Origin of the sequence: Aquamicrobium terrae, from assembly GCF_040545735.1 — a bacterium.
GTDB lineage: Bacteria > Pseudomonadota > Alphaproteobacteria > Rhizobiales > Rhizobiaceae > Mesorhizobium > Mesorhizobium terrae_A.
Window position 1 is genome coordinate 406,648 of record NZ_JBEPML010000002.1, and the last position, 22,573, is coordinate 429,220.

18 protein-coding genes are annotated in these 22,573 nt (G+C 65.6%); 1 reads left to right on the forward strand and 17 read right to left on the reverse strand.

Annotation, left to right across the window (positions count from 1 at the left end; all coding sequences use genetic code 11):
- The first annotated feature begins 89 nt into the window (after positions 1-89).
- Positions 90-2,399, forward strand: a complete 2,310-nt coding sequence (locus ABID37_RS04695; RefSeq protein ID WP_354192935.1) for a PAS domain-containing sensor histidine kinase — start codon at positions 90-92, stop codon at positions 2,397-2,399.
- Here ABID37_RS04695 and ABID37_RS04700 read toward each other — a convergent pair whose 3' ends face one another.
- The 17 genes from ABID37_RS04700 to ABID37_RS04780 all read right to left on the reverse strand — a co-directional run bounded on the left by ABID37_RS04700 (position 2,400) and on the right by ABID37_RS04780 (position 22,573).
- Positions 2,400-5,363, reverse strand: a complete 2,964-nt coding sequence (locus ABID37_RS04700; RefSeq protein ID WP_354192936.1) for a bifunctional [glutamine synthetase] adenylyltransferase/[glutamine synthetase]-adenylyl-L-tyrosine phosphorylase — start codon at positions 5,361-5,363, stop codon at positions 2,400-2,402.
- A gap of 3 nt (positions 5,364-5,366) precedes the next feature.
- Positions 5,367-6,833: a sensor histidine kinase gene (locus ABID37_RS04705; protein ID WP_354192937.1), complete on the reverse strand. Its 1,467-nt coding sequence runs from the start codon at positions 6,831-6,833 to the stop codon at positions 5,367-5,369.
- A 6-nt stretch (positions 6,834-6,839) separates the two neighbouring features.
- The gene (locus ABID37_RS04710) at positions 6,840-7,514 is read right to left on the reverse strand and encodes a response regulator transcription factor (protein ID WP_354192938.1); all 675 of its coding nucleotides are present in this window, start codon (positions 7,512-7,514) and stop codon (positions 6,840-6,842) included.
- 98 nt (positions 7,515-7,612) lie between these two features.
- On the reverse strand, positions 7,613-9,145 hold the full coding sequence (locus ABID37_RS04715; RefSeq protein WP_354192940.1) for a Do family serine endopeptidase: 1,533 nt from the start codon (positions 9,143-9,145) through the stop codon (positions 7,613-7,615).
- A 100-nt stretch (positions 9,146-9,245) separates the two neighbouring features.
- On the reverse strand, positions 9,246-9,719 hold the full coding sequence (locus ABID37_RS04720; protein ID WP_354193055.1) for a cytochrome c-type biogenesis protein: 474 nt from the start codon (positions 9,717-9,719) through the stop codon (positions 9,246-9,248).
- Complete coding sequence (locus tag ABID37_RS04725) at positions 9,719-11,707, reverse strand: heme lyase CcmF/NrfE family subunit (protein ID WP_354192941.1); 1,989 nt, start codon at positions 11,705-11,707, stop codon at positions 9,719-9,721. Before ABID37_RS04725 ends, ABID37_RS04720 begins: the two co-directional genes overlap by 1 nt.
- A gap of 8 nt (positions 11,708-11,715) precedes the next feature.
- A complete protein-coding gene (gene ccmE, locus ABID37_RS04730) occupies positions 11,716-12,159 on the reverse strand; it encodes a cytochrome c maturation protein CcmE (protein ID WP_354192943.1) in 444 nt (147 codons plus the stop codon).
- Positions 12,160-12,164: 5 nt separating this feature from the next.
- Positions 12,165-13,289 (reverse strand): c-type cytochrome biogenesis protein CcmI, encoded by a 1,125-nt coding sequence (ccmI, locus tag ABID37_RS04735; protein WP_354192944.1) that lies wholly within the window; start codon positions 13,287-13,289, stop codon positions 12,165-12,167.
- 91 nt (positions 13,290-13,380) lie between these two features.
- Positions 13,381-13,809 (reverse strand): RT0821/Lpp0805 family surface protein, encoded by a 429-nt coding sequence (locus ABID37_RS04740; protein ID WP_354192945.1) that lies wholly within the window; start codon positions 13,807-13,809, stop codon positions 13,381-13,383.
- A 93-nt stretch (positions 13,810-13,902) separates the two neighbouring features.
- Positions 13,903-15,279 (reverse strand): ATP-binding protein, encoded by a 1,377-nt coding sequence (locus tag ABID37_RS04745; RefSeq protein WP_435521538.1) that lies wholly within the window; start codon positions 15,277-15,279, stop codon positions 13,903-13,905.
- 65 nt (positions 15,280-15,344) lie between these two features.
- Entirely contained in the window at positions 15,345-16,010 is a 666-nt protein-coding gene (locus tag ABID37_RS04750; RefSeq protein WP_354192946.1) for a response regulator transcription factor, read from the reverse strand.
- 85 nt (positions 16,011-16,095) lie between these two features.
- Positions 16,096-16,347: a hypothetical protein gene (locus tag ABID37_RS04755; protein ID WP_354192947.1), complete on the reverse strand. Its 252-nt coding sequence runs from the start codon at positions 16,345-16,347 to the stop codon at positions 16,096-16,098.
- A gap of 122 nt (positions 16,348-16,469) precedes the next feature.
- The gene (locus ABID37_RS04760; protein WP_354192948.1) at positions 16,470-16,676 is read right to left on the reverse strand and encodes a hypothetical protein; all 207 of its coding nucleotides are present in this window, start codon (positions 16,674-16,676) and stop codon (positions 16,470-16,472) included.
- Positions 16,677-16,701: 25 nt separating this feature from the next.
- Positions 16,702-20,595 carry a baseplate multidomain protein megatron gene (locus ABID37_RS04765; RefSeq protein WP_354192949.1) on the reverse strand — a complete coding sequence of 1,298 codons (3,894 nt, stop codon included), beginning with the start codon at positions 20,593-20,595 and terminating at the stop codon, positions 16,702-16,704.
- Positions 20,596-20,613: 18 nt separating this feature from the next.
- Entirely contained in the window at positions 20,614-21,039 is a 426-nt protein-coding gene (locus ABID37_RS04770) for an NlpC/P60 family protein (protein ID WP_354192951.1), read from the reverse strand.
- Positions 21,039-21,929, reverse strand: a complete 891-nt coding sequence (locus ABID37_RS04775) for a phage/gene transfer agent baseplate hub protein (protein WP_354192952.1) — start codon at positions 21,927-21,929, stop codon at positions 21,039-21,041. The genes ABID37_RS04770 and ABID37_RS04775 overlap by 1 nt, the downstream gene beginning before the upstream one ends.
- Positions 21,926-22,573: a phage distal tail protein, Rcc01695 family gene (locus ABID37_RS04780; RefSeq protein ID WP_354192953.1), complete on the reverse strand. Its 648-nt coding sequence runs from the start codon at positions 22,571-22,573 to the stop codon at positions 21,926-21,928. The genes ABID37_RS04775 and ABID37_RS04780 overlap by 4 nt, the downstream gene beginning before the upstream one ends.

Below are 22,573 nucleotides of genomic sequence, written 5' to 3' on the forward strand. Positions count from 1 at the left end.
GCCGAATCACCTTTGATTCCTTAGGGACGATTCGGATGTGTGGCGTAGCCGGATCATCAAACGGGACATATTTTGGGGAGTGCCATTTCATGGCAAAGGCGGACGCGTTCAGCGCGCCCGGTGGGATGTCTGTTGACCGGCGCGGCAGCGGCCTGGCCGGCAATGCACAGCTCATCGCCCAGCCCGCCTACCAGAAGCTGGTTGCGGCCGAGCCCTTCCTGCGCCGGCTGATCCCTGTCCTGATCGTCATTTTCCTGCTCGTCGTCGCCGGCCTGCACTTCGTCTCGCTGATGAACTGGCGCGACGACGTCGAACGCAACGCCAGATCGGCGCTGGCGCTGGCGACCGGCCAGCTGATCGAGGCCGACCTCGCGGCCAGCAGCCAGCAGACCTTGCTGGAGCAGGTCGGCCGCACCGCGGCCCTTTCCGGCGACCATGTGCTGGCCTTCACCAACGAGAAATTCGTCGTTTCTGCGGTCACGCCGCGTTCCACCCGCTGGTACGGCCGCGCGCTGGACGAGATCGTCTCCGGCGGCCAGCCGCTGTTCCTGTTCGGCGAGAAGGCCGGCGTGATCCCGGTTCGGATCGGCGACGCGGACTGGTACGCGGCCGTCTCGATAGACCACGAGGCCAAGCGCGCCACGGCGGCGCTGATCCCGCAGGACGCCGTGTTCACGCAATGGCGCAAGACCGTCTCGCTCAACGTCTCCCTGTTCGTGCTGACCGCCGGCGTGCTGATCATCATCCTCTACGCCTATTTCAGCCAGGCGGCGCGGGCGGAGACGGCCGACCGCGTCTATCTGGAGGGCCAGCAGCGCATCGACATGGCGCTGGTGCGCGGCCGCTGCGGCCTGTGGGACTGGGACATGGTGCGCGGCAAGATGTACTGGTCACCCTCCATGTACGACATGCTGGGCTACGAACCCTGCGACGCCATGCTCTCATTCGGCGAGGTCGATTCCATCATCCATCCCGACGACGGGAACCTGTTCGAGATCGCCAACCGGGTGATGGCCCGCGAGATCGACCAGATCGACCGCGTGTTCCGCATGCGCCATGCCAACGGCCAGTGGGTGTGGATGCGGGTGCGCGCGCAGGTGGTGGACCCCGATGCCGCCGACATCCAGCTCATCGGCATCTCGATGGACGTGACCGAGCAGCGCCATCTTGCCCTGCGCTCCGAGGCAGCCGACCTGCGCCTGCGCACGGCGATCGAGAACATCACCGAATCCTTCGTGCTGTGGGACCCCGCCGACCGGCTGGTGATGTGCAATTCCAAGTTCCAGCAGGATAACGGCCTTTCCGACCAGGACGTGGTGCCGGGCGCGCCGCGCTCCATTCTGGAAGAGCGCATGCAGGCCTTCGCTTCCGAGCGGCGCCTCGCCAATGCCAACGGCCCGCGCGGCGGCGTCACCTATGAGCGCCAGTTGGCCGATGGTCGCTGGCTGCAGGTCAACGAATTGAAGACCCGCGACGGCGGCACCGTGGCCGTCGGCTCCGACATTACCCAGATCCGGCAGCATCAGGACAAGCTGCTGGACAGCGAACGCCGATTGATGGCGACCATCCACGATCTCAGCCTCGCGCGCCGCGCCGAGGAGGACAAGGCCCGCGAACTGGCCGAACTGAACCGCAAATACATGCGGGAGAAGGACCGCGCCGAGGCAGCCAACCAGGCCAAGTCCGAATTCCTCGCCAACATGTCGCACGAACTGCGCACGCCGCTCAACGCCATCATCGGCTTCTCTGAACTGATGACGCAGAAGCTGTTCGGCCCGATGGGCTCGGACCGCTACGACGAATACGCCAACGACATCAATTCCAGCGGCAAATACCTGCTTGGCGTCATCAACGACATCCTCGACATGTCGAAGATCGAGGCCGGCCAGTTCTCGATCGATCGCGAGGAGATCGACCTGTGCCCGCTGATCCGCGAGACGGTGCGCGTGGTCTCGCTGCAGGCGGCGGCCAAGAAGATCAATGTCGAGACCAACATCGCCGAGACGCTGAAGCTTTATGCCGACCGCCGCGCCATCAAGCAGATCGTGCTCAACCTGCTGTCGAATGCGGTGAAGTTCACCGGCGAAGGCGGCCGCATCTCGGTGCGCGCCCGCAACGCCTCGGGCGCGCTGATCCTGTCGATCGAGGACAATGGCTGCGGCATCCCCAAGCATGCGCTGAAGAAGCTCGGCCGGCCGTTCGAACAGGTGCAGAACCAGTTCTCCAAGAACCATGCCGGCTCCGGCCTAGGGCTCGCCATCTCGCGCTCGCTGGCCGAATTGCACGGCGGCGCCCTCAAGATCCGCTCCACCGAAGGCAGCGGCACCATCGTTTCCGTGCGCATTCCCGCCACCACCAAGAAGAAGCCCACCGGCCAGTTCCTGAGAGCCGCCGCCTGACTATTTCTTGCGACCGCGCAGGATGCTGTCGAAATCGCGCCGGACGGTCGCCGCCTTTTCCTTCAGCTCCGCCTCCAGCACCGAGAAATCCGGCAGGTCGGTGACGGCCAGCAGGAGGTCCGAGAGGCCGGGCGGCACGTCGTCCCTGTCGAAGGGACCGGTCAGGCACAGCCGGATGATCTGGGTGATGGCGAGATAGAAACCGTAGGCCCGCACCAGCTCCTCGCGCATGCCGGCATCGGCATAGTCCGGGGCAAGGCCCGCCAATATGTCGGCAGTCGCCGTCGTGCCGGGCTTGCCGGTGAACTTGCCGGTCAGCGCGGCGACCTGGGCGATGAATTCGAGGTCGATCAGGCCGCCCGGCACCAGCTTGATGTCCCACAGGTCGCGCGGCGGTTTCTCCTCCTCGATCAGCTTGCGCATGTCCGAAGCCTCGCGGCGGACCTTGGCGGCATCGCGCGGCTGGGCGAGGATGGCGGCAATCTCGCCGGCAAGCTCGGCGCACAACCCATCGTCGCCGGCGACCGGCCGGGCGCGGGTCAGCGCCATCTGCTCCCAGGTCCAGGCATCCTGTCGCTGATATTTGCGGAACGCCTCCATATGGGTGGCCACCGGCCCCTTATTGCCGGAGGGGCGCAGGCGCAGGTCCAGCTCGTAAAGCACGCCCTCGGCCGTGGGGGCCGACACCGCCGCAATCAGGCGCTGGGTGAGACGGCTGTAGTAATGCGCCGGCGCCAGCGGCTTGCCGCCGTTCGATTCATCCGCCTCCGGATCGTGGTCATAGAGCAGGATGAGATCGACATCGGAGCCGGCGGTGAGTTCCTGACTCCCGAGCTTGCCCATGCCGAGCAGGGCCACGCGCGCGCCGGCGATGCGGCCATGCCGGACCTCGAACTCGGCCGTCACCGCATCCAGCGCGGCGCCGATGGTGAGGTCGGCCAGATCGGAGAAGGCCCGCCCTGCCCGGCGCGCATCGATGGAGCCGGCCAAAAGCCGCACGCCGATAAGGAATTTCTGCTCGGCGGCAAAGATGCGCAACCGGTCCAGAACCTCCTCATAGGCACGATCACCCTCGAGGAAGGCGGACAGCCGCCCCGCCAGATATTTGCGATCGGGAAGCTCGCTGAGCAGGGCCGGATCGAGCAGCCCGTCGAAGACATGCGGGCGGCGCGTGATGATCGCCGCCAGCTTCGGGGCAGCACCCATGATGGTGGCCATCAGGCGCAGCAAGGCGGGGTTCGATTGCAGCAGCGAGAAGAGCTGCACGCCCGCCGGCAGGCCGGACAGGAACTCGTCGAAACGCATCAGCGCCTCGTCGGCGCGGCGGGTCTTGCCGAAGGCTTCGAGCAGCGCCGGCGTCAGCTCGGTCAGCCGCTCGCGCGCCTCGGCCGAGCGCGTCACTCGATAACGGCCGAAATGCCAGGCGCGGATGACCCGGCAGATGTCGCTCGGACGCTGGAAGCCGAGAGTGTGAAGCGTCTGCAACGTATCGGGATCGTCGACATCGCCGGTGAAGACGAGATTGCCCATGCCGGTCGAAAGCTCCGGCGCGGCCTCGAACAGCGCCGCATAGTGACGCTCCACCTCCACCAGCGACGCGCGGAACGCCCGCGAGAAGGCGTCGGCATCGGCAAAACCCAGCATATGGGCGATGCGTTCCAGTCCCTCGTCGTCCTCCGGCAGCATGTGGGTCTGCTCGTCGGCCACCATCTGCACGGCATGCTCGACGCGGCGCAGGAACCAGTACTGGCTGGCCAGCGCATCACGGGCCTCGGCCGTGATCCAGCCATTTCCGGCAAGCTGGGAAAGCATTTTTACCGTCTCGCGGCCACGCAGTTCGGGAAAGCGCCCACCGGCGATGAGTTGCTGGGTCTGGACGAAGAATTCGATCTCGCGAATACCGCCACGCCCCAGCTTGACGTTATGGCCCTTCACGGCAATCTCGCCGTGACCCTTGTGGGCATGAATCTGGCGCTTGATGGAATGGACGTCGGCGATCGCCGCATAGTCCATATATTTGCGCCAGACATAGGGACGAAGCTCCTTCAGGAACGCCTCGCCCGCTTCGATGTCGCCGGCCACCGGGCGGGCCTTGATCATCGCGGCGCGTTCCCAGTTCTGGCCGCGCCCCTCGTAATAGGTCAGCGCCGCCTCCACCGGAATGGCGAGCGGTGTCGAGCCGGGATCGGGACGCAGGCGCAGATCGGTGCGGAAGACATAACCGTGCTCGGTGCGGTCCTGCATGATGCGCACCAGCCTGCGGGCAAGGCGCGAAAAAATGTCCGTCGCCTCCATCGGGTCGCCGACCACCGCCTTGTGATCGAAAAACAGGATGAGGTCGATGTCGGAGGAAAAGTTCAGCTCATGCGCGCCGAGCTTGCCCATGCCGAGCACGATCAGGCCGCTGCCATGGGCGGGATCGGAGGGATCAGGCAGCTTCAGCTTGCCCTGCCGATGGGCATCGGCCAGCAGGAAGGCGGTGGCCGCCCGCACGCAGCCATCGGCCAGCACGCTCAGGCGCTGGACGGTCGCCTGCGTATCGGCCTCGCCCGCAAGATCGGCCAGCGCGATCAGGAAATGCGCCTCGGTCTTGAGCAGGCGCAGGCGCTTCATCAATTCGGCTTCCGAAACGCCCTCGCCTTGCCAGCATGCTTCGATCTCCGAGCCGATCGCTTCCAGCCGTTCCGGGACGGTCCGGTCGAGCAGGGCAGCGAGCATCTGCGGCCGACGGCGGGCGAGATCGCGCAGAAAGGGAGACAGGTCGAAGACGGCAGCGAGGAAGCGCTGCACCTCGCCATCCTTCGCCAGCAGGCCGGCCAGACGCGGAAGCTCGTTCTCGGCTGCACTCGCGGCCACGTCGGCAAGTGCTTCCCGCGCATGATCCGGATCGACAGGCCGCAGTTCAAGGGCGGGCTGCAGAAGCCAGCCGGTTGCGGCGCGTTCGGCCGTCACGCTCGATGCCATAGGTCAGGACCTGTCCTTTTCGGGAAACACCATGACCACGGATAATCCGGGATCGGCGGGCAGAAGATCAAGCCTGCCGCCGTGAAATTTCATCACCGCCTTGGCGAGGCTGAGCCCCAGCCCCGAACCCGGCTGCGAGCGGCTCTTTTCCAGCCGCACGAAACGTTCCGTCGCGCGCGCGCGATCCTGCTCGTCGGGAATGCCGTGGCCGTTGTCGGTCACCGACAGCCTGATCTCCGCGCCTTCGCGCTGCAACCGCACCCGCACGCGCGGCTCCTCGGTCGCATCGGCCGAATATTTGATGGCGTTGTCGACGATGTTGGACAGCGCCTGCCCGATCAGCTCGCGGTTGCCGCTGATGGTGACGGATTGCGCGGCTTCCGCCTCAAGCGCGACTCCGCTGTCCTCCGCCAGCGGCTCGTACAGCTCGACCACGTCGCGCACCGCTTCGGCCAGATCGACGCTGCTCATGCTCTCGGCGGAATAGCCGGCCTCCAGCCGGGAAATCATCAGGATGGCATTGAAGGTCTTGATGAGTTGGTCGGACTCGGCAATCGTCGCATCCAGCGCCTCACGATAGTCGGCCGTCTTGTGCTTGCCGGCCAGCGTGGCCTCGGCCCGGTTGCGGATGCGGGTAAGCGGCGTCTTGAGGTCGTGGGCGATATTGTCCGAGACCTGCTTCAACCCCTCGTTCAGCGTATCGATGCGGGCCAGCATGGCGTTGAGGTTCTCGGACAGCCGGTCGAACTCATCGCCCGCGCCCGTCGTCGGCAGGCGGCCGGAAAGGTCTCCGCCCATGATGCGGCGGCTGGCGGCGGAAATCCCATCAATGCGCTTCAGGGCGGCGCGGCCGACGAAGAACCAGATGACGATGCCGCCAAGCCCCATCATGCCGAGCGCCAGCATGAGCGAACGGCTGACCACGTCGCGGAAGCGTTGCGGCTCGCCGAGATCGCGCCCGACAAGGAGGATCATCTGGTTGGGCAGCCGCAGCACCATCGCCAGCGCATCGTGGCGGCGCAATTCCGCGCGCTGCGCCTCGGTCTGGCCGTTCTCGGTCTCGCCATTCTCGGCCCGCTGCCGCTCGGCTTCGCTCTCGCCATAGCGGCGGTAGTAAAAGGGCCGCGTCGTCCAACCCTCGATCTCCAGGACGCCCGGTTCGAGGCTCTGGACATTGCCGGTGAGAATCTGGCCGTTGGCATCGGCCAGCAGGTAGAGATTGGCGCCGGGCTGCCGCGAACGCTGCTCCACCACGCGCACCATGGTCGGCAGGCCGCCACGCTGGTAGGCCCGCGCCAGGCTCAGCACCTCGTCATTGATGGTTTCCTGCGTCTGGGTGGTCAGCATGCGCACCGACAGCGAGGTCATGTAGAAGACCAGCAGGGTGGCGCAGAGCGCGAACAGCAGCAGGTAGAGCGCCGAAAGCCGCGCCGCCGTCGTCTTCATGATCGCTGGCAGGGGAAGCGCCATGCGCCGTCAGCCGTGCTTGAGCATATAGCCGGCGCCGCGCACCGTGTGCAGGATCGGCTTGTCGAAGCCCTTCTCGATCTTGCCGCGCAGGCGCGAGACATGCACGTCGATGACGTTGGTCTGCGGATCGAAATGATAGTCCCAGACATTTTCCAGCAGCATGGTGCGGGTGACCACCTGCCCGGCATGGCGCATGAGGTATTCCAGCAGCCGGAATTCACGCGGCTGCAAGGTGATTTCCTGATTGGCGCGCTTCACCGAATGGGAAAGGCGATCGAGTTCGAGATCGCCGACGCGGTAGACGGTTTCGCTCTCGCGGCTGCCGGCGCGCCGGTTCAGCACCTCGACGCGGGCCAGAAGCTCGGTGAAGGCATAGGGCTTGGTGAGATAGTCGTCGCCGCCTGCGCGCAGACCGGTCACCCGGTCGTCGACCTCGCCCAGAGCCGAGAGGATCAGCACCGGCGTGGCGTTGCCGCGCGAGCGCAGGCCGGCGATGACCGAGAGACCGTCCCGGCGCGGCAGCATGCGGTCCACCACCATGACATCGTAGTCGCCGGCATCGGCCAGCGCGAAGCCGGTTTCGCCATCGCCGGCGATATGAGCGGTGTGGCCGGCCTCGGAAAAGGCCTTCTCCAGGTAGTCCGCCGCCTCGCGGTCATCTTCAATGACAAGAATCTTCATCGCATCACTATAAGCGATTCCGGCGGCTGTGGCGGAACATCGGCACAGCGGGAAAGATTGCCGGCCGCCGCGATATGCCACGGCGGCCGGAAGCCTGTTCAGCCCTGGCTGATCGGCAGTGCGACGAAGCGGTTGGCCGAGTCGCGGCTGATCTGTACGAGGACCGACTTGCGGCCGGCCTTGGCGGCCTTGTCCATGGCGTCGGTGACGTCCTTGACGTTGTTCACCTCGTCGGAATTGACCGCGGTGATGACATCGCCGGCCTGGATGCCGCGATCGGCGGCGTCGCTGTCGGGATCGACATCGGTGACGACAAGGCCCTTGCCATCGTCGGAGGCGGTCACGGTCAGGCCGAGATCGGCAAGCGTGTCGGCGGGGGAGGCCGACGAGCCGTCGCTATCGGTGGAGGCGGCCTTGTCGGCCCCCGGCAGCTTGCCGAGTTCGACCTTGATGCTCTCCGCCTTGCCGTTGCGCCACAGGTTGATGTCGACCGTGCTGCCCGGCGCATAGCCGGCAATGACCCGCGCCAGGTCGCGGGAGGATGCGACGTCCTTGCCATCCACCTGGGTAATAACGTCACCGGAAACGATGCCTGCCTTCCGGGCCGGGCCGTCATCCTGCGCGTTGGCGACGATGGCGCCCTTGTCCGAGTTCAGCCCGAGCGATTCGGCGATGTCCTTGGTGACCGGCTGGATTTCGACGCCGAGCCAGCCGCGGGCGACCGAGCCATTCTTCATCAGGTCGTCCACCACCTGCTTGGCGGTGGAGGCGGGAATGGCGAAGGCGATGCCGACATTGCCGCCCGAAGGCGAGAAGATGGCGGTGTTGATGCCGACGACCTGTCCGCCGAGGTTGAAGGCCGGGCCGCCCGAATTGCCGCGATTGACGGCGGCGTCGATCTGGATGAAGTCGTCATAGGGACCGGCGCCGATGTCGCGGCCACGGGCCGAGATGATGCCGGCCGTCACCGTTCCGCCGAGGCCGAACGGGTTGCCCACGGCGACCACCCAGTCGCCGACGCGGACCTGGGAGTCGTCGGCGAAATCGACATAGGTGAACTTGGTGTCGCTATCGACCTTCAGCACGGCGAGGTCGGTGCGTTCGTCGGTACCGATCAGCTTGGCATCCAGTTCCTTGCCGTCATTGGTGACGACGGTGAAGGCAGACCCATCGTTGACCACATGGTTGTTGGTGACCAGATATCCATCCTCGGAAATGAAGAAGCCGGACCCCTGCGCTACGGGACGCGGCTTGGCCGGACCACGACGCTCCGCCCGCGGACGGCCGTCACGGTCGCCGTGGCCGCGGAATTCACGGAAGAAGCGGCGCATCGGGTGGTCGGGGGGGAGATTGCCGAAGCCCTCCTCGGGAAAGCCGAAGGTGGGGCCGCGATCGGCGGTCTGGTCGACCTTGGCCTTGACGCGGACACTGACGACGGCAGGCGTCACATTGGACACCACGTCGGCGAAACTGGGAACCTGGGGAGCTTCGACACGCACGGCTTCGGCGAGCACCGGTTCGGTGCCCGCAGTGACGGCAGTAAAGCCGACCGCGCCGGCAATGGCGAGCGATGCTGCGGCGGCGGCGAGGCGCTTGCTCCTGCGGGAAACGATATGGGAGACGCTGGTCATCGATCTCTATCCTTCTTGCACTGGATGCCTCGAAAGCATCATCGCAGGCAGAGATAGGATGGTTGACCTTACTGCGCCATTTCCGGCTGATGAAACTTTGTTAATGTTGGGAGGGTGGCTCGCGACGAAGCAACTCGTCGAGCGCGGCGCGCTCCTCTGCTGTGAGGCTTTCGACCTCGACGGGGCGCTTGCGCCTTGAAGCGAAGAAAACGAAGGCCCCACCCGCCACGAGCAGCATGAAGGGCGCGGCCCACAGCAGCACCGTGCGGACATTGAAACGCGGCTTCAGCAGCACGAACTCGCCATAGCGGGAGACGATGAAATCGACCACCTGACGGTCGCTATCGCCGGCCTCCAGGCGCTCGCGCACCAGAACCCGCAGGTCGCGGGCGAGATCCGCGTCGGAATCGTCGATCGACTGGTTCTGGCAGACCAGGCAGCGCAGGCCGGCCGAGATGTCGCGCGCCCGCTGTTCCAGTGCCGGATCGGCCAGCATTTCGTCCGGCGTCACGGCACGTGCGGCCGGCGCAAGCAGCAGGCCCACGCACAGCAGGGCAAGCGCGATACGGCGCATCACGCCGTCTCCGCGGCCGGCCTGACCGCGCCCTTCCTGCCGCGGCGCGCCGGCGCGCCGACCCGCAGGCGGCGGTCGAGCAGCGACATGGTGCCGCCCGCCATCATGACGAGCCCGCCACCCCAGATAAGGGTGACGAAGGGCTTCCACCACAGGCGCACGACCAGTCCGCCCTCGGTCTGCTCGCCGATGGAAACATAGAGCTGGCTGAAGCCGAGCGTGCTGATGCCGGCCTCGGTCGTGTTCATCTGGCGCACGGGATAGAAGCGCCGAGACGACCAGATTTCCCGCCTCACCTCGCCGGCCGGACCGAGCAGCGAGAAATGCGCCCTCTCGTCAGTGTAGTTCGGCCCGCGAACCGGTGTGAGGTTGTCGAAACGCACCCGCTTGCCCGACAATTCGGTGACCTGTCCCGGCTTCATGGTCAGCACGCTTTCGGTGCCGAAGCTGGTCGCGCCCACCAGCCCGAGCACCGTCAGGCCGAGACCGAGATGGGCAAGCGCGGTTCCGAACACGGAGCGCGGCAGGCCGATGAAGCGCCTGACCATGACCGAAGGTCGCGCATGGCCGACGCCGGCCTTGATCGCCAGATCGGTCAACGCGCCCAGAACCAGCCAGACGGCCAGGCCGACACCGAATGCGGCAAACGCCGAGGAGCCGTCGATCAGGAAAGCCGTCACCAGCGCAGCGACAAGGGCCGCGCCGAAGGCGAACATCAGCCGCTGCGCGGCGGCCAGTACATCACCGCGCTTCCACGCCAGCAACGGCCCGAACGGCACCAGAAGCAGCAGCGGCACCATCAGCGGAATGAAGGTAAGGTTGAAGAAGGGAGGGCCGACCGAAATCTTGTCGCCCGCCATGGCCTCGACCAGGAGCGGATAAAGCGTGCCGATGAACACTGTCGCCGTCGCCGTGGTCAGGAACAGGTTGTTCAGCACCAGCGCACCCTCGCGCGAGATCGGCTGGAACAGGCCGCCCTGCGTCAGCGACGGCGCACGCAGGGCAAACAGCGCCAGCGATCCGCCGATGAACAGCATCAGGATACAGAGGATGAAAAAGCCGCGCGACGGATCAGTCGCGAAGGCATGGACGGATGTGAGCACGCCGGAGCGCACGAGGAAAGTGCCAAGCAGCGACAGGGAAAAGGTGATGATCGCCAACAGCAGCGTCCAGATCTTCAACGCCGACCGCTTTTCCATGACGATGGCCGAATGCAGCAGGGCGGTGCCTGCCAGCCACGGCATGAAGGAAGCGTTCTCGACCGGATCCCAGAACCAGAAGCCGCCCCAGCCAAGCTCGTAATAGGCCCAATAGGAACCCATGGCGATGCCGCCGGTGAGGAACACCCAGGCCACCAGCGTCCATGGCCGCACCCAGCGCGCCCAGGCCGCGTCGATGCGTCCCTCGATCAGCGCCGCCACGGAAAAGGCGAAGCAGATGGAGAAGCCGACATAACCGAGATAGAGCAGCGGCGGATGCACGGCGAGGCCGATGTCCTGGAGGATGGGGTTGAGGTCCCGTCCCTCGATCGGCGCCGGCGAAAGGCGGGTGAACGGGTTGGATGTGATGAGGATGAAGAGGAAGAAGGCAACCCCGATGGAGCCTTGCACGGCCAGCACCGTGGCTTTCAGGCTGGCCGGCAGATTGTTGCCGAACAGCGCCACCAGCGCGCCGAAGAAGGCCAGGATCAGAACCCAGAGCAGCATCGAGCCCTCATGGTTGCCCCACACGCCGGTGACCTTGTAGAGCATCGGTTTCAGCGAGTGGGAATTTTCCCAGACATTCTGAAGCGAAAAGTCGGACTGGGCATAGGCCAGCGTCAGAATGGCGAAAGACAGCGCCGTGAAGGCGAAGCCGGCCAGCGTGACGGGAACGGCGACGCCCATCATGCGCTCATCGTGCAGACGCGCGCCGATCAGCGGAACCGTCATCTGCACCAGTCCGAGGGTCAGTGCCAGAACCAGCGCGAAGTGCCCGATCTCAACCATGAGGCGGCCTATTCATCGGAATCCTCCTGCCACACGCCCTTTTCCTTCAGGCTGTCGGCGACTTCCTTGGGCATGTAGTTCTCGTCGTGCTTGGCCAGCACGCTGTCGGCGACGAAGCCGCCGTCGGCCCCGAACGCGCCCTCCGTGATGACCCCTTGCTCCTCGCGGAACAGGTCGGGAAGGATGCCCTTGTAGGTCACCTTCACGGTCTCATCGGTGTCGGTGACGCCGAACGTGACCATCGCATCCTGGCCGCGAACGATCGACCCCTTTTCAACGAGCCCGCCAAGACGGATGCGCTGGCCGGGCTGCACATCGGCGGTCGCAAGATCGCCCGGCATGTAGAAATAGGAGGCCTTCTGGCCCAGCGCGACGAAGGTCAGTGCGGTTGCGGCACCCAGGAAAGCCAATCCTCCGACAATGACAGCTAGCCGTTTCTGCTTGCGGGTCATGATGCCTATTCCATCATTTTCAGGCCATTCGATGAAGCGAAGGCAATGAGCGTGCGCGCCTGTTCGCTGTTCGCTCCGAATACCGAGATCGCTCGGCTCAGCGCATCGCGCGCCTTTGTCTCGTCCCCCAGAACCAGATGCGAGCGGATGAGCTGCTTCCAGCCTTCCTCGTCCTTCGGGTTCTGGCGCAACCGCTCGTCCAGCCGCTCCACCATGCCGGCGATCATCCCGGCACGGTCCTCGCTCGACATCGAGGCCGCCGCTTCCATTTCTTCCTCGCTGGGCGCCCGCGCGACCGGCGCCTGGCCAGCCTGTGCAATCGCCTGCTCGGCCGCGGCGCGCCATGGCGAATCCTCGGGCAGATCCTCGCGCATGCGCGTCCAGGCCGCCACCGCCTCATCCACGCGCCCATCCTGCGCGGAGGCCATGGCCAGGAAGAAACGGGCCTTGGGGCTGGCAGGATCCTGCTTCAAGGCGGCATCGAACGCTGCGCGCGCCTGCGCCTCGATCTTGCCGCCGGAAGCGTTCACCATGGCCTCGCCGAGCCCCTCCTGGCGAGCGGCATTCGGGCCGAGCAGCTTGATGGCGTTGTCATAGGCGCGCGCCGCATCGGCAAAGCGCTGCATGCGCATGTAGATCGGCGCCAGAACGTCCCAGCCCCTGCCGTCCGACGGATTGGCCGCCAGATGCGCTTCCGCCCGGGCAACGAGTTCGTCGACGGTGCTGTCTGCCGGGTTCTTCGCCAGTCGTTCGGCAAGTGGTTGGGAAGGCAGGTCGGGCGAGCCGAGGCGGGCATAGACACCCCAGCTGATCAACGGCACCGCCAGTACGGCGATGATGGAAACAAGGCGCAAGGTGGAAGACGAGGCGCCGCCGGCGTTCCCCTCGTCCTTTCCGCCATCGCCGAGACGCAGGATCCGGCGTCCGATCTCGGCACGCGCCTGCTCGGCTTCAGTAGGCTGGATCAGCCCGCGCGCGAGGTCGCGGTCCAGCTCCGAAAGCTGGTCGCGGTAGACCTCGAGATCGTGCGCACTGTCCGCGGTGGCGGATTTGGGTCGTGCCGCGAGAGGCAGCAGAACCGCCAGACTCGCGCCCAAAGTCAAGACAGCGGCAATCACCCAGAACAACATGCTGCCTAAATAGCCTTGGCATCGCTGGCTGCCAACATGGCGGGCCTGCGACCCTTTGACGATTCTTCGTGAAGATCCGCCCGGAGGCCGCTCAGGTCAGCGGCGTCCAGCTTCCATCCGGATTGCGGCAGGCCGTTCCACGGGCGCTGACCCCGGCGCCGCCGGCGTAGACCGTATGCGTGTATTGCCGGCAATCCTGCGACCCGACCCGATAGGGCTGCGCCGCAACGACTTCGCCGTAACGATTGGCCTGGCTGCCTTTCCAGGTCACCGGCTGGCCGCTGGCCGTATATTCAAGCGCCCTGTATTCCGCCTCGAGGCCGCTGCGCCTTTCGCTGCCGCTCAAGCCGGAGCCGATCGGGCCGCTGACGAGACCGCCGCCCATGGACGAAATCACCGTCGATGAAAGCTGTCCTCCCGGCTGGGTGGTGCTTCCTGCTGTCGCACCCCTCCCAAGACCGGTCGTGCCGCAGCCCGCAAGCATCAGAGACCCTGCCACCAGAACCAGACGAACGCTCATTTCATCCCCTGCCCGTTACCGCCGCATTTTCCGGACATTGCCAGCGCTAATGCTCCTCTTTGGCCGAAATTTGATCTGTCGGACCGACGCCCGTCATTCGATGCTCCTCAACTGGACCACGGCTTTCAAGCCGCCCAGCGCTCCACGTTCCAGGCGCAGCCTTCCGCCATATTCATTGACCAGATCGGTCACGATAGCCAGCCCAAGACCGGTGCCGGGCTTGCTTTCGTCCAGCCGCCGGCCCCGCTTCAGCGCCTCGCGCGCCTTGTCCTCGGGAATTCCCGGTCCGTCGTCCTCGATAGCGATCTCGAACACATCCGGCTCGCCCTCCACCTCCGGCAGCGGCGCCACCGATATGGCCACCCGGCCCTTGCCCCATTTCATCGCGTTTTCGAGCAGATTGCCCAGCATCTCCTCGAGGTCCTCGCGCTCGCCGGCAAATATGATCTCGTCCTCCGGCAGGGCAACCGACAGTTTCATGTTGGGGTTCAGCTTGCCGATCACCCTGGCAAGGCGCTCCACCAGCGGCTTGACGGGGGTGCGATAGACCACGCTGTCGCGCTGGGCGGCCACGCGCGCTCGTTGCAGATAGTGCTCAACCTGTTGCTGCATGGAGGCCGCCTGCTCGGTGATCAGCCTGCCTTTGGTGCCGCCCAAAGCGCGGCCCTCGTTGAGCAGCACGGCCAGCGGCGTCTTGAGCGAATGGGCGAGATTGCCGACCTGGGTACGCGAACGCTCGACGATGCGCCGGTTGTTCTCGATGAGCGCATTGGTCTCGTTGGCAAGGGGCTCGATCTCGGCCGGGAAACGGCCGTCCAGACGATGGGCGGTGCCTTCGCGCACCATGGCGAGTGCATTGCGCACACGCCGCAGCGGTTGAAGGCCATAAAGAATGGCAGCGGCGTTGATGGCGATCATGCCAAGGCCGAACAGCGACAGATAGATGAGCAGGCGGCGCTGGAATGCGCCGATCTCCTGCTCAAGCTCGCTTTCATTGCCCATCACGCGAAAGCGCGCGACGCGGTTGCGGGTATCGAGCACAAACTCACTCTCGAACACCGCCAATCGCTCGCCGGCCAGGCCGTCGGCAAAATAGCTGCGTTGGAATTCGGTGTTGAAAGGCACTTCCGTCGGGCTTGGCGAGGGAATGGCTCCCGTCATCGATGACGAGCGCAACCCGCCCGTGATCCCGGAGGAGGCCGGCTCCACCGCCCAGTACCAGCCGGATTGCGGCTCGGCGAAGCGAAGATCGCCGAGATCGGGCGCGCCTGTCAGCACCCCGTTGTCGGAAATGCCGACCGAGCCGATCAGGTTGAACAAGTGCGCCGAGAGCAGGCTGTCGAATCCGCGTTCGCTCGCCTGCCTGTAGAGGGTGGTGATCAGCGTGAAGACGACGACCTGCGCCAGTATCGCCCATATGGTCGAGAAGGCGATGACGCGGAAAGTAAGCGACCGTGGCCACAGCCGCACTCGGCCCAGCCTGCCCAGACGTCTGGCGGAGCGCGAAGACGGATTTGCGGCCAGCTTCTGCGAGTTCAAGCCTCCGGCTCACGAATACGGTAACCCATGCCACGCACGGTTTCGATGAGATCGATGCCGAGCTTCTTGCGCAGACGCCCCACGAACACTTCGATCGTATTGGAATCGCGGTCGAAATCCTGGTCGTAAAGATGCTCGACCAGCTCGGTGCGGGAAACGACTTCGCCCATATGGTGCATCAGATAGGCCAGAAGCCGGAATTCGAGCGACGTCAGTTTCAGCGGCACCCCGTCCACATCGGCCTTCGAGGACTTGGTGTCGAGGCGGAGCGGGCCACAGACCAGCTCCGAGGAGGCATGGCCGGCAGCGCGCCGGATGAGCGCGCGAAGCCGGGCCAGCACCTCTTCGATGTGAAAGGGCTTGGCCACATAGTCGTCGGCGCCGGCATCTATGCCGGCCACCTTGTCGCTCCAGCGATCGCGCGCGGTCAGCATCAGTACCGGCATCTTGCGGCCGTCGCGGCGCCAGCGCTCGACCACGCTGATGCCGTCCATCTGCGGCAGGCCGATATCGAGGACCACGGCGTCATATGGCTCCGTATCGCCGAGGAAGTGTCCTTCCTCCCCGTCATAGGCCTTGTCCACCACATAGCCGGCATCGACCAGGGCGTCGGAGATCTGCCTGTTCAGATCCTGGTCATCCTCGACGACGAGCACACGCATAAGAACGATCCTGCCGATAGCGGCCAGTCGGCCAAAGTCCTGTCAGATATAAAGCGATTCCGGTGCCATTCAAACGCGGGGCGAATCAGCCCTTCGGCACCACGACTTCGGTGCGGCGCGGCCGTTCTCCGTCCTTGCCCGGAACCAGCACGACGATGACGCACACCGCCTGCCCGCCTCGGTTGGCCTCGGACGCCCTGGCCAGCGTGCCTCCATTCTGCGCGGCGACCTGCTGCCCGATCGAATAGCAGTCGGCAGCGGCCGCCGGCGGCGCCAGCACAGCGCAGGCGCAAAGCGCCAGCATTGTCGACCTGATCGTGTTTCGTAGCTTTTCCATGTTCGCCGTTCTAACTTGCCATGGCTGAACGTGAAATGAATACTGGCCGCACTGCCTATCTCTCCCCCAATCAGGCATCGCATGTCCGGCACCCTGCCTCGACGGAGGGGCCGCGGGCGATCCTAGCCTATCCTGTCCTTTGCAGACAACCTGCCAAGAATGGCGATCAGGGCGGCAACGGCACTCACGCCCTGCAGCAAGGTATCGGTAATCAAGGCGCCGTACGCCGCATCGACCGGCAGGCCCACCATGCCGGCCGCGCCGGTCACCACCGCGACGACGGAGGCCCATATGGTGCGCGAGAGATACCAGGGTTTGGTTGCCGTCATCAGCCATTCCTTTCCTATGTAGCTGTTAAAAAAGACGCAGCAGGGCAGTTCCCGGAAGCCCCCATCCGGTCGGCCCGCCGAACTGCCGCACCGTCACATCGAGCGCCTCGGGACGTGTTCCGAAATCCGCGAACATGAGATTCCCGGAATAGAGCCAGCGCGACTCCGCTACCGTGACCGTGCGCCGTACCTGCCCATCTGCGCCGGCAATCTCAAGCCGGTACTCTTCGCGCTCTTCACCAAGCGGGATATCGGGCGCATCCCAGCCATCGGCATCGAGCCGGCCGCGGCGAATCCACGACAGCAGCACATCATTCTCGACGCGCTGCGCTTTGAAGTGCACCGGCGGCAGCGGCAATTGCGCCCGCAGGCCGCCGACATGCCGGCCGATGGCAAAATGGAGATCGGATATGTCCATCCCCGTCGGCCCGACCTGCCAGTTGAGTTCGAGCCCGATTTCACTGGCACCGAGACCGGCCGGCACCACCGCCTCGTCGAGAATGACGAAGTCCGAACCAGGCGGCGCGCCGTACGCCATGGCGTCGACGGTTCCCAATTGTCCCCGCAGCAATTCCGACAGACGCCATTTCTGCGGCTGGATCTCCTCGGCCCGCCGGAACTGGAGCACTTCCCACATGCCCGCCGCCGAACGGACGGCGGCGGCATTGGCGCCGTTGAGCATTTGCAACAGGCTCACGCTTTGCGCGTCCGCGTCGAACAGTTCGACCTCGATCGATCCGCCGCGGGAAAGCCTGGCTTCGAAACCCGGCTGAAGCGGTTCGAGCAATTGCCCCACCGATGCCGGCCGCGTCACCAGTTGCCGGGATGCAAAACCTTCCCCCTCCGGCGAGGCCAACACGATCTGGCTGCGCCACGGCTTTTGCCATACGGCCACGCGGAACTGGTCCGTCGGCTGGGTCCCGCCTGCGCCTGCCGGCAGGTCGAGGAACAGGACATGCGGCTGCCCCGCCACCAGCGAGGGCGGGCCCGCCGCCGGCAGCACCATTTCACGCCAGGGGCTCGGTGCCGTGCTGACGATCTGCCGCGCCTCGACCTTACGCGTGATTCCGTCCTCGGTGCCGGTCACCAGGAAATCGGAGGCCGAGCCGGACGAAGGCAGCCGCACCACCGCGCCGGGCACGATATCTGCGCTCGGTTGCGGCACCGCGAAGGATACGGTCTCGCGCTGATACCAGACGCGTTTCAGCCAATCCTCCAGCAACGCACCGGCATGCCCCGGTTCAAGCACACCAGGAAAATTGGTCACCTGCTGGCGCGAGCCTACCGCCCCTGCCCGTGCGCGTCGGACGGCCGCCGCCTGATAGTCGCTCGCCGGATTGATGAAATTGAGCAGGGCTTCGGCCGGCAGTTGATGATCCGGATTGCGGATCGTTTCCAGCGTGGCCGCCTCGTCTTCGACAACCAGCTCGTCCACATCGAGCACAGGTTTCCGGTTTACCCCCGCGCGCTCGATGACCAGCCGGCCGGCCTCCTCGCGAGCACTGAGATCGAACAGGTCAGCAAGCGGTTCGAGCGCCGCCCGCGCCGTCGTCGGATCGGAAATCACATAGCCATGCACGGAACCGTCGATGTCCCCGACAATGGCGTCCGCATAGCCGTGATCCTCAAGGATCGCGGCAATGAGCGCCGCCACGTCGGGGTTGGCCAGCCGTCCGTTCAGCCAATGGCCACGGCTCCAATGGCCGCCATCCGACCACAGATCGGTCCGTTGCGGAAAGGCCGGAAAAGGTCGTGTATCCCAGGCCCAAAGATAGGTCCGCTGGCAGTCCACCATGCGGCCGCCATAGACCGGCGAAAGCGGGTTTTCCGCCCCGGCGAAATCGGCGGAGGACGGGTCCCAGTGCGCCAAATGGGCTTGAAGGAAACGGCTTTGCGCCAGATCGGAGCGCCCTTCGGTCGAGAAATAGGGCGTCGAGTTTTCCGCCGACTTCGGGTCCGGAAACACGTTCGGTTGGTTCGGTCCCTTGTCCACTGCCGGGCATCCAAGCTCCGTGAACCAGATCGGCTTGCCCTTCGGCACCCAGGCTGTCGGAACCGGTTTCTCGACACCGCCCGCCCGGTCGAAATGCTGGTTGGACCACCAGTTCGCAATATCCTTGTAGCGGAATACCCAGGGCTTGCCATGCGCGCCGTCGGCAATCGGCACCCGCGCGCGTGCCTCCCGCGCCTCGGCATCGGAATAGTACCAGTCGAAGCCCTCGCCGCTGGCGATGCCAACCCGTAGGCCTCGCAAATCATAAGGGCCGGCAAATCCGTCCGGATTGCCGGCCCCATAGTCCGCATCGCGCCAGTCGGAAAGCGGCATGTAGTTGTCGATGCCGACCGCATCGATGGCCGGATGCGCCCACAGCGGATCGAGATGGAAGAACACGTCGCCGGAACCGTCGGCCGGGTGATAGCCGAAATATTCGCTCCAGTCGGCGCCGTAGCTGATGCGCGTTGCCGACCCGACGACCGCCCGCACATCCGTCGCCAGCAAGCCAAGCTGCTCCACGAAAGGAAAGGCATCGGCCTCGTCGCGCAAGGTGGTGAGGCCGCGCAACTCGCTGCCGAGCAGGAAGGCGTCCACGCCCCCGGCGCGGGCGGCCAGATGCGCATAGTGGAGAACAAAGCGCCGATAGCCCCAGTCGGCCCCGCCATTGAAAGAGATCGTGTCGCCAGCAGGAAAGAATTGCGTCCGCTGCGCCGTCCCGCAGAACGACGTGACCTGTGCCCTCGCCGCCGCCGTCCGGTCCGTGGTGCCCGGCTGAAAAGGTGCCGGATCGCAGGTGATACGCCCCCGCCATGGATAGGCAGGCTGATGTGCCTCGCCATAGGGATCGGGCAGCATGTTCCCCGCCGGGACATCCATCATCACAAAGGGATTGAGCGTCACCTTGAGTCCGCGTGCCTTGATCTCGGCAATGGCCTCCATCACGCTCCGGTCCGAGGGAGTGCCGCCATAAGCCGGCCCACCGTCATGTTGGGAGACAACCCTGGCATCCGGCCTCGAAAGGCCCGACACGCGCCAGTCAGCGGAAAACGAGCCGCCGGCGCTGGTCGTCGTCATCGGCCGGACCGTGCACGCACCGGCCCGCAGATCGTCGCCAAACCAGGCGACGACCAACGCCACATGCTTCAGGTTCGGGCAGGTCTGCTGCAATTCGTCCAGCGAGGCTTCGAGATCGGTTCCGGCAAACAGCACATTGCGGTTCACGTAGCGCTCGTCGCCCGGACGCCTGCGGCTGGTCACGGGCCTGGTCGAGAGCCCGTATTCCGTCGCGCCCGGTAGCAGCGCCACGGCCTGGACGGCCCGGTGCAGCCGGCCCACCGGCCGGATCACCTCGAATTGCAATTGCGGAATGCGATTGCCGTAGTCGCCGATATACAGGCGCTCGACCACCACATAGGCAGTGCCGCGATAGGCCGGCGCGTTGCCCGCCCCCTGCCTTGCCTCGATCAACGGGTCCGGGAACTGGGTCTCGCTGCCGTTGTAGACCCTCAACTGCACCGTTTCACGGTCGATCTCGCGCCCGTCCGCCCAGATGCGCCTGATGCCCGCGATCTCGCCCTCGCACAGCAGGAAGGTGGCATTGGCATAGTAGGAATATTCGGTGACTTTCGGGCCCATCTTGCCCTGACGCCGGGTCGAGCGGCTCTCCTCGAACCGGGTCGCCCAGATCAGCGTGCCACCCAGCCGCGCGGTCCCGTAAAGGCGCGGGATCGGCGCACCCTCTTCCGCGCCGAACGGGCGCGCGTGGGCCAGTCGCGGCCCCTCGATGCGTTGCGTGCCGTTGATCAGCGCACGGTCGAGCGCATAGCCGGCCATGGCGCCGATGGCCGAGCCGATCGCACCGCCGACGGTGCCGAGGAAGCCGCCCAGATAGGCTCCGGCCGCCTGCAACAGGATGGTCGCCATGAAATGCTCCGGCTGTGGTCACGTTTGGGGAAAAGCGAAGACGCCGGCGATCCGCCGGCGCCATTGCGGCACAAGGGCAGACAGGACCACCTGCCCGCCGCCCTCATAAGCATGCACGAACCGGTCTTCGGCCACGGCGATACCGGCATGTCTTGCCGGCAGATGCGGCCGCCAGCGGAAGATCAGCAGGCGACCAGACAAGGGCGCGTCGGCACCGCATGCCTCGAAATGGTGGCGCGCGCCCGCCAGCATCACGTCCCGCGTATCGACGCTGGCCCAATCGGGAGCATAGTCCTGCGGCGCCCCCAGTTCGCACCCGTAAAGCGCGCGCCACACCCCCTTCACCAGCCCGAGGCAATCGCAGCCGATCCCCTTGGCGCTCGCCTGGTGCCGGTAGGGTGTGCCGATCCATGACAGCGCCTCGGCCGCCACCCGCGCATCCATCACCGCACCACCGGGCCGCCGTCGAAGACGCCGCCATCGGTGACATAGGCATAGGCGGCGTCATTGCCGGGCAGATGCGGAAAGCCACGGAAGTTCAAGGCATTGGCGAATTTCGCCTTGCAGGTCGCGAAGGAATGGTCGCAGCCGGCCACGAGGGCAAACGCATCCCCGGCACCTATCGGCGGCCCGACGCCCGCCTGCAATGTCAACACGGCCGATACCTCGCCCGCTCGATGGTCGACGATGCGCTCCATGCGCCCCTGCCGCGCACCGCTCGTCCAGAGCAGCGTACCGAAGGAGAACCAGCCGGTCTCGATACCGCCAAGGCCGGAAACGCGCAGCATGTCCGGCCCTTCGACAGCTTCCACCGCACCCGCCCCGTTGAAAACAGGCTGGCCGAGATCGACCCCGCAACGCCCGTCGCCAAGCTCTGCATCGCATTTGCGCGTCACGTAGCGCCCGTTGGGCTGGTCAAGCCTGTGCACGAGGCTTTCCAGTTCGGCCACGAACCGCCCGTCAGCGCGGGTGATCTTGCCGACGGTCGCCGTCCTGACCAGGGCGAATTCCTCCGGCCTGCGCCAGTTGACGAGAAATGTCTCGACCGCTGCCCCGTCATAGAGACCGGCGGCAATGTCCTCGTCCCTTATGCGGTCGGAAGACAGCGCCCCTTCGATATCGACGGTATCCATGGACAGTCCGAGCGACTGGCGCGCCTCGCTGGCGCTCAGGCCGGTCTCGGGCTCGAACACGGTTCCATCGACAGCCAGGCTGCGGTCATGGTCGGTGAACCCGGTCACATGGTCGTCCTTGCGGCTCAGCCGCCAGCAATGGCATATGCTCGTCACATCCTGCGCGAAGTGGTCGAGCAGCGGCTGCGGACAGGCGCTCATGGCTGCACCTCGATCAATGGAATGGAAGGTATCTGTCCGGCCTTGAAGGCTTTGAGGCTTACCGACAGCCGGTCCGTGTCGAAGCGCACCGGCACGTCGAACTCGAAGCCTGCCGTCACCGGCTGTCCATCGGCCGGAGCCTTTCCGGCACCGAACAGAATCTCTCCCGTAGCGGCATCGAAGCCGAAATCCTGAACCGGCGCTTCCGTGCCGCCTGTGGCGACGCGCAAGCTTCCGGCAACCGGCCTGCCGATGGGGCGCTGGTAAGCATCCGCCCCTGCTCCATATGTCTTGACCAGCGCAAAGCGACGCGTCGCGCCGTCGCCGATGCCAAGAGCCTGATCGAGCGGCGACGGACTTTTCGTCGGCGCGCAGGATTTCATGTCGAACGGATCACGAAAGCGGAACGCATGCAGCGAACCGCGCCGCGCCTCGAAGAAGGCCAGCACCTCGTGCAGGTCTTCCAGCGACCGCAGCCCCGTGCCCGCATCGTAATGCCGGCGCGAATGGGCAAAGCGCGCATTGCGCTTTTCGCGGCCGGAGGTCAGCGCCACGATCTCGTTGCGCCGCTCCGGCCCGCCAGTCGCCCCGAAGGAGACGGCAAGCGGAAACAGCACGTCATGAAAGCTTGCGAGTTCGGACAC

What these genes read in the sequence shown, in the direction of transcription:
- ABID37_RS04695 (WP_354192935.1), top strand. Translation starts at nt 90, where the DNA reads ATGGCAAAGGCGGACGCGTTCAGCGCGCCCGGTGGGATGTCTGTTGAC.
- ABID37_RS04700 (WP_354192936.1), bottom strand. Translation starts at nt 5,363, where the DNA reads ATGGCATCGAGCGTGACGGCCGAACGCGCCGCAACCGGCTGGCTTCTG.
- ABID37_RS04705 (WP_354192937.1), bottom strand. Translation starts at nt 6,833, where the DNA reads ATGGCGCTTCCCCTGCCAGCGATCATGAAGACGACGGCGGCGCGGCTT.
- ABID37_RS04710 (WP_354192938.1), bottom strand. Translation starts at nt 7,514, where the DNA reads ATGAAGATTCTTGTCATTGAAGATGACCGCGAGGCGGCGGACTACCTG.
- ABID37_RS04715 (WP_354192940.1), bottom strand. Translation starts at nt 9,145, where the DNA reads ATGACCAGCGTCTCCCATATCGTTTCCCGCAGGAGCAAGCGCCTCGCC.
- ABID37_RS04720 (WP_354193055.1), bottom strand. Translation starts at nt 9,719, where the DNA reads ATGCGCCGTATCGCGCTTGCCCTGCTGTGCGTGGGCCTGCTGCTTGCG.
- ABID37_RS04725 (WP_354192941.1), bottom strand. Translation starts at nt 11,707, where the DNA reads ATGGTTGAGATCGGGCACTTCGCGCTGGTTCTGGCACTGACCCTCGGA.
- ccmE (WP_354192943.1), bottom strand. Translation starts at nt 12,159, where the DNA reads ATGACCCGCAAGCAGAAACGGCTAGCTGTCATTGTCGGAGGATTGGCT.
- ccmI (WP_354192944.1), bottom strand. Translation starts at nt 13,289, where the DNA reads ATGTTGTTCTGGGTGATTGCCGCTGTCTTGACTTTGGGCGCGAGTCTG.
- ABID37_RS04740 (WP_354192945.1), bottom strand. Translation starts at nt 13,809, where the DNA reads ATGAGCGTTCGTCTGGTTCTGGTGGCAGGGTCTCTGATGCTTGCGGGC.
- ABID37_RS04750 (WP_354192946.1), bottom strand. Translation starts at nt 16,010, where the DNA reads ATGCGTGTGCTCGTCGTCGAGGATGACCAGGATCTGAACAGGCAGATC.
- ABID37_RS04755 (WP_354192947.1), bottom strand. Translation starts at nt 16,347, where the DNA reads ATGGAAAAGCTACGAAACACGATCAGGTCGACAATGCTGGCGCTTTGC.
- ABID37_RS04760 (WP_354192948.1), bottom strand. Translation starts at nt 16,676, where the DNA reads ATGACGGCAACCAAACCCTGGTATCTCTCGCGCACCATATGGGCCTCC.
- ABID37_RS04765 (WP_354192949.1), bottom strand. Translation starts at nt 20,595, where the DNA reads ATGGCGACCATCCTGTTGCAGGCGGCCGGAGCCTATCTGGGCGGCTTC.
- ABID37_RS04770 (WP_354192951.1), bottom strand. Translation starts at nt 21,039, where the DNA reads ATGGATGCGCGGGTGGCGGCCGAGGCGCTGTCATGGATCGGCACACCC.
- ABID37_RS04775 (WP_354192952.1), bottom strand. Translation starts at nt 21,929, where the DNA reads ATGAGCGCCTGTCCGCAGCCGCTGCTCGACCACTTCGCGCAGGATGTG.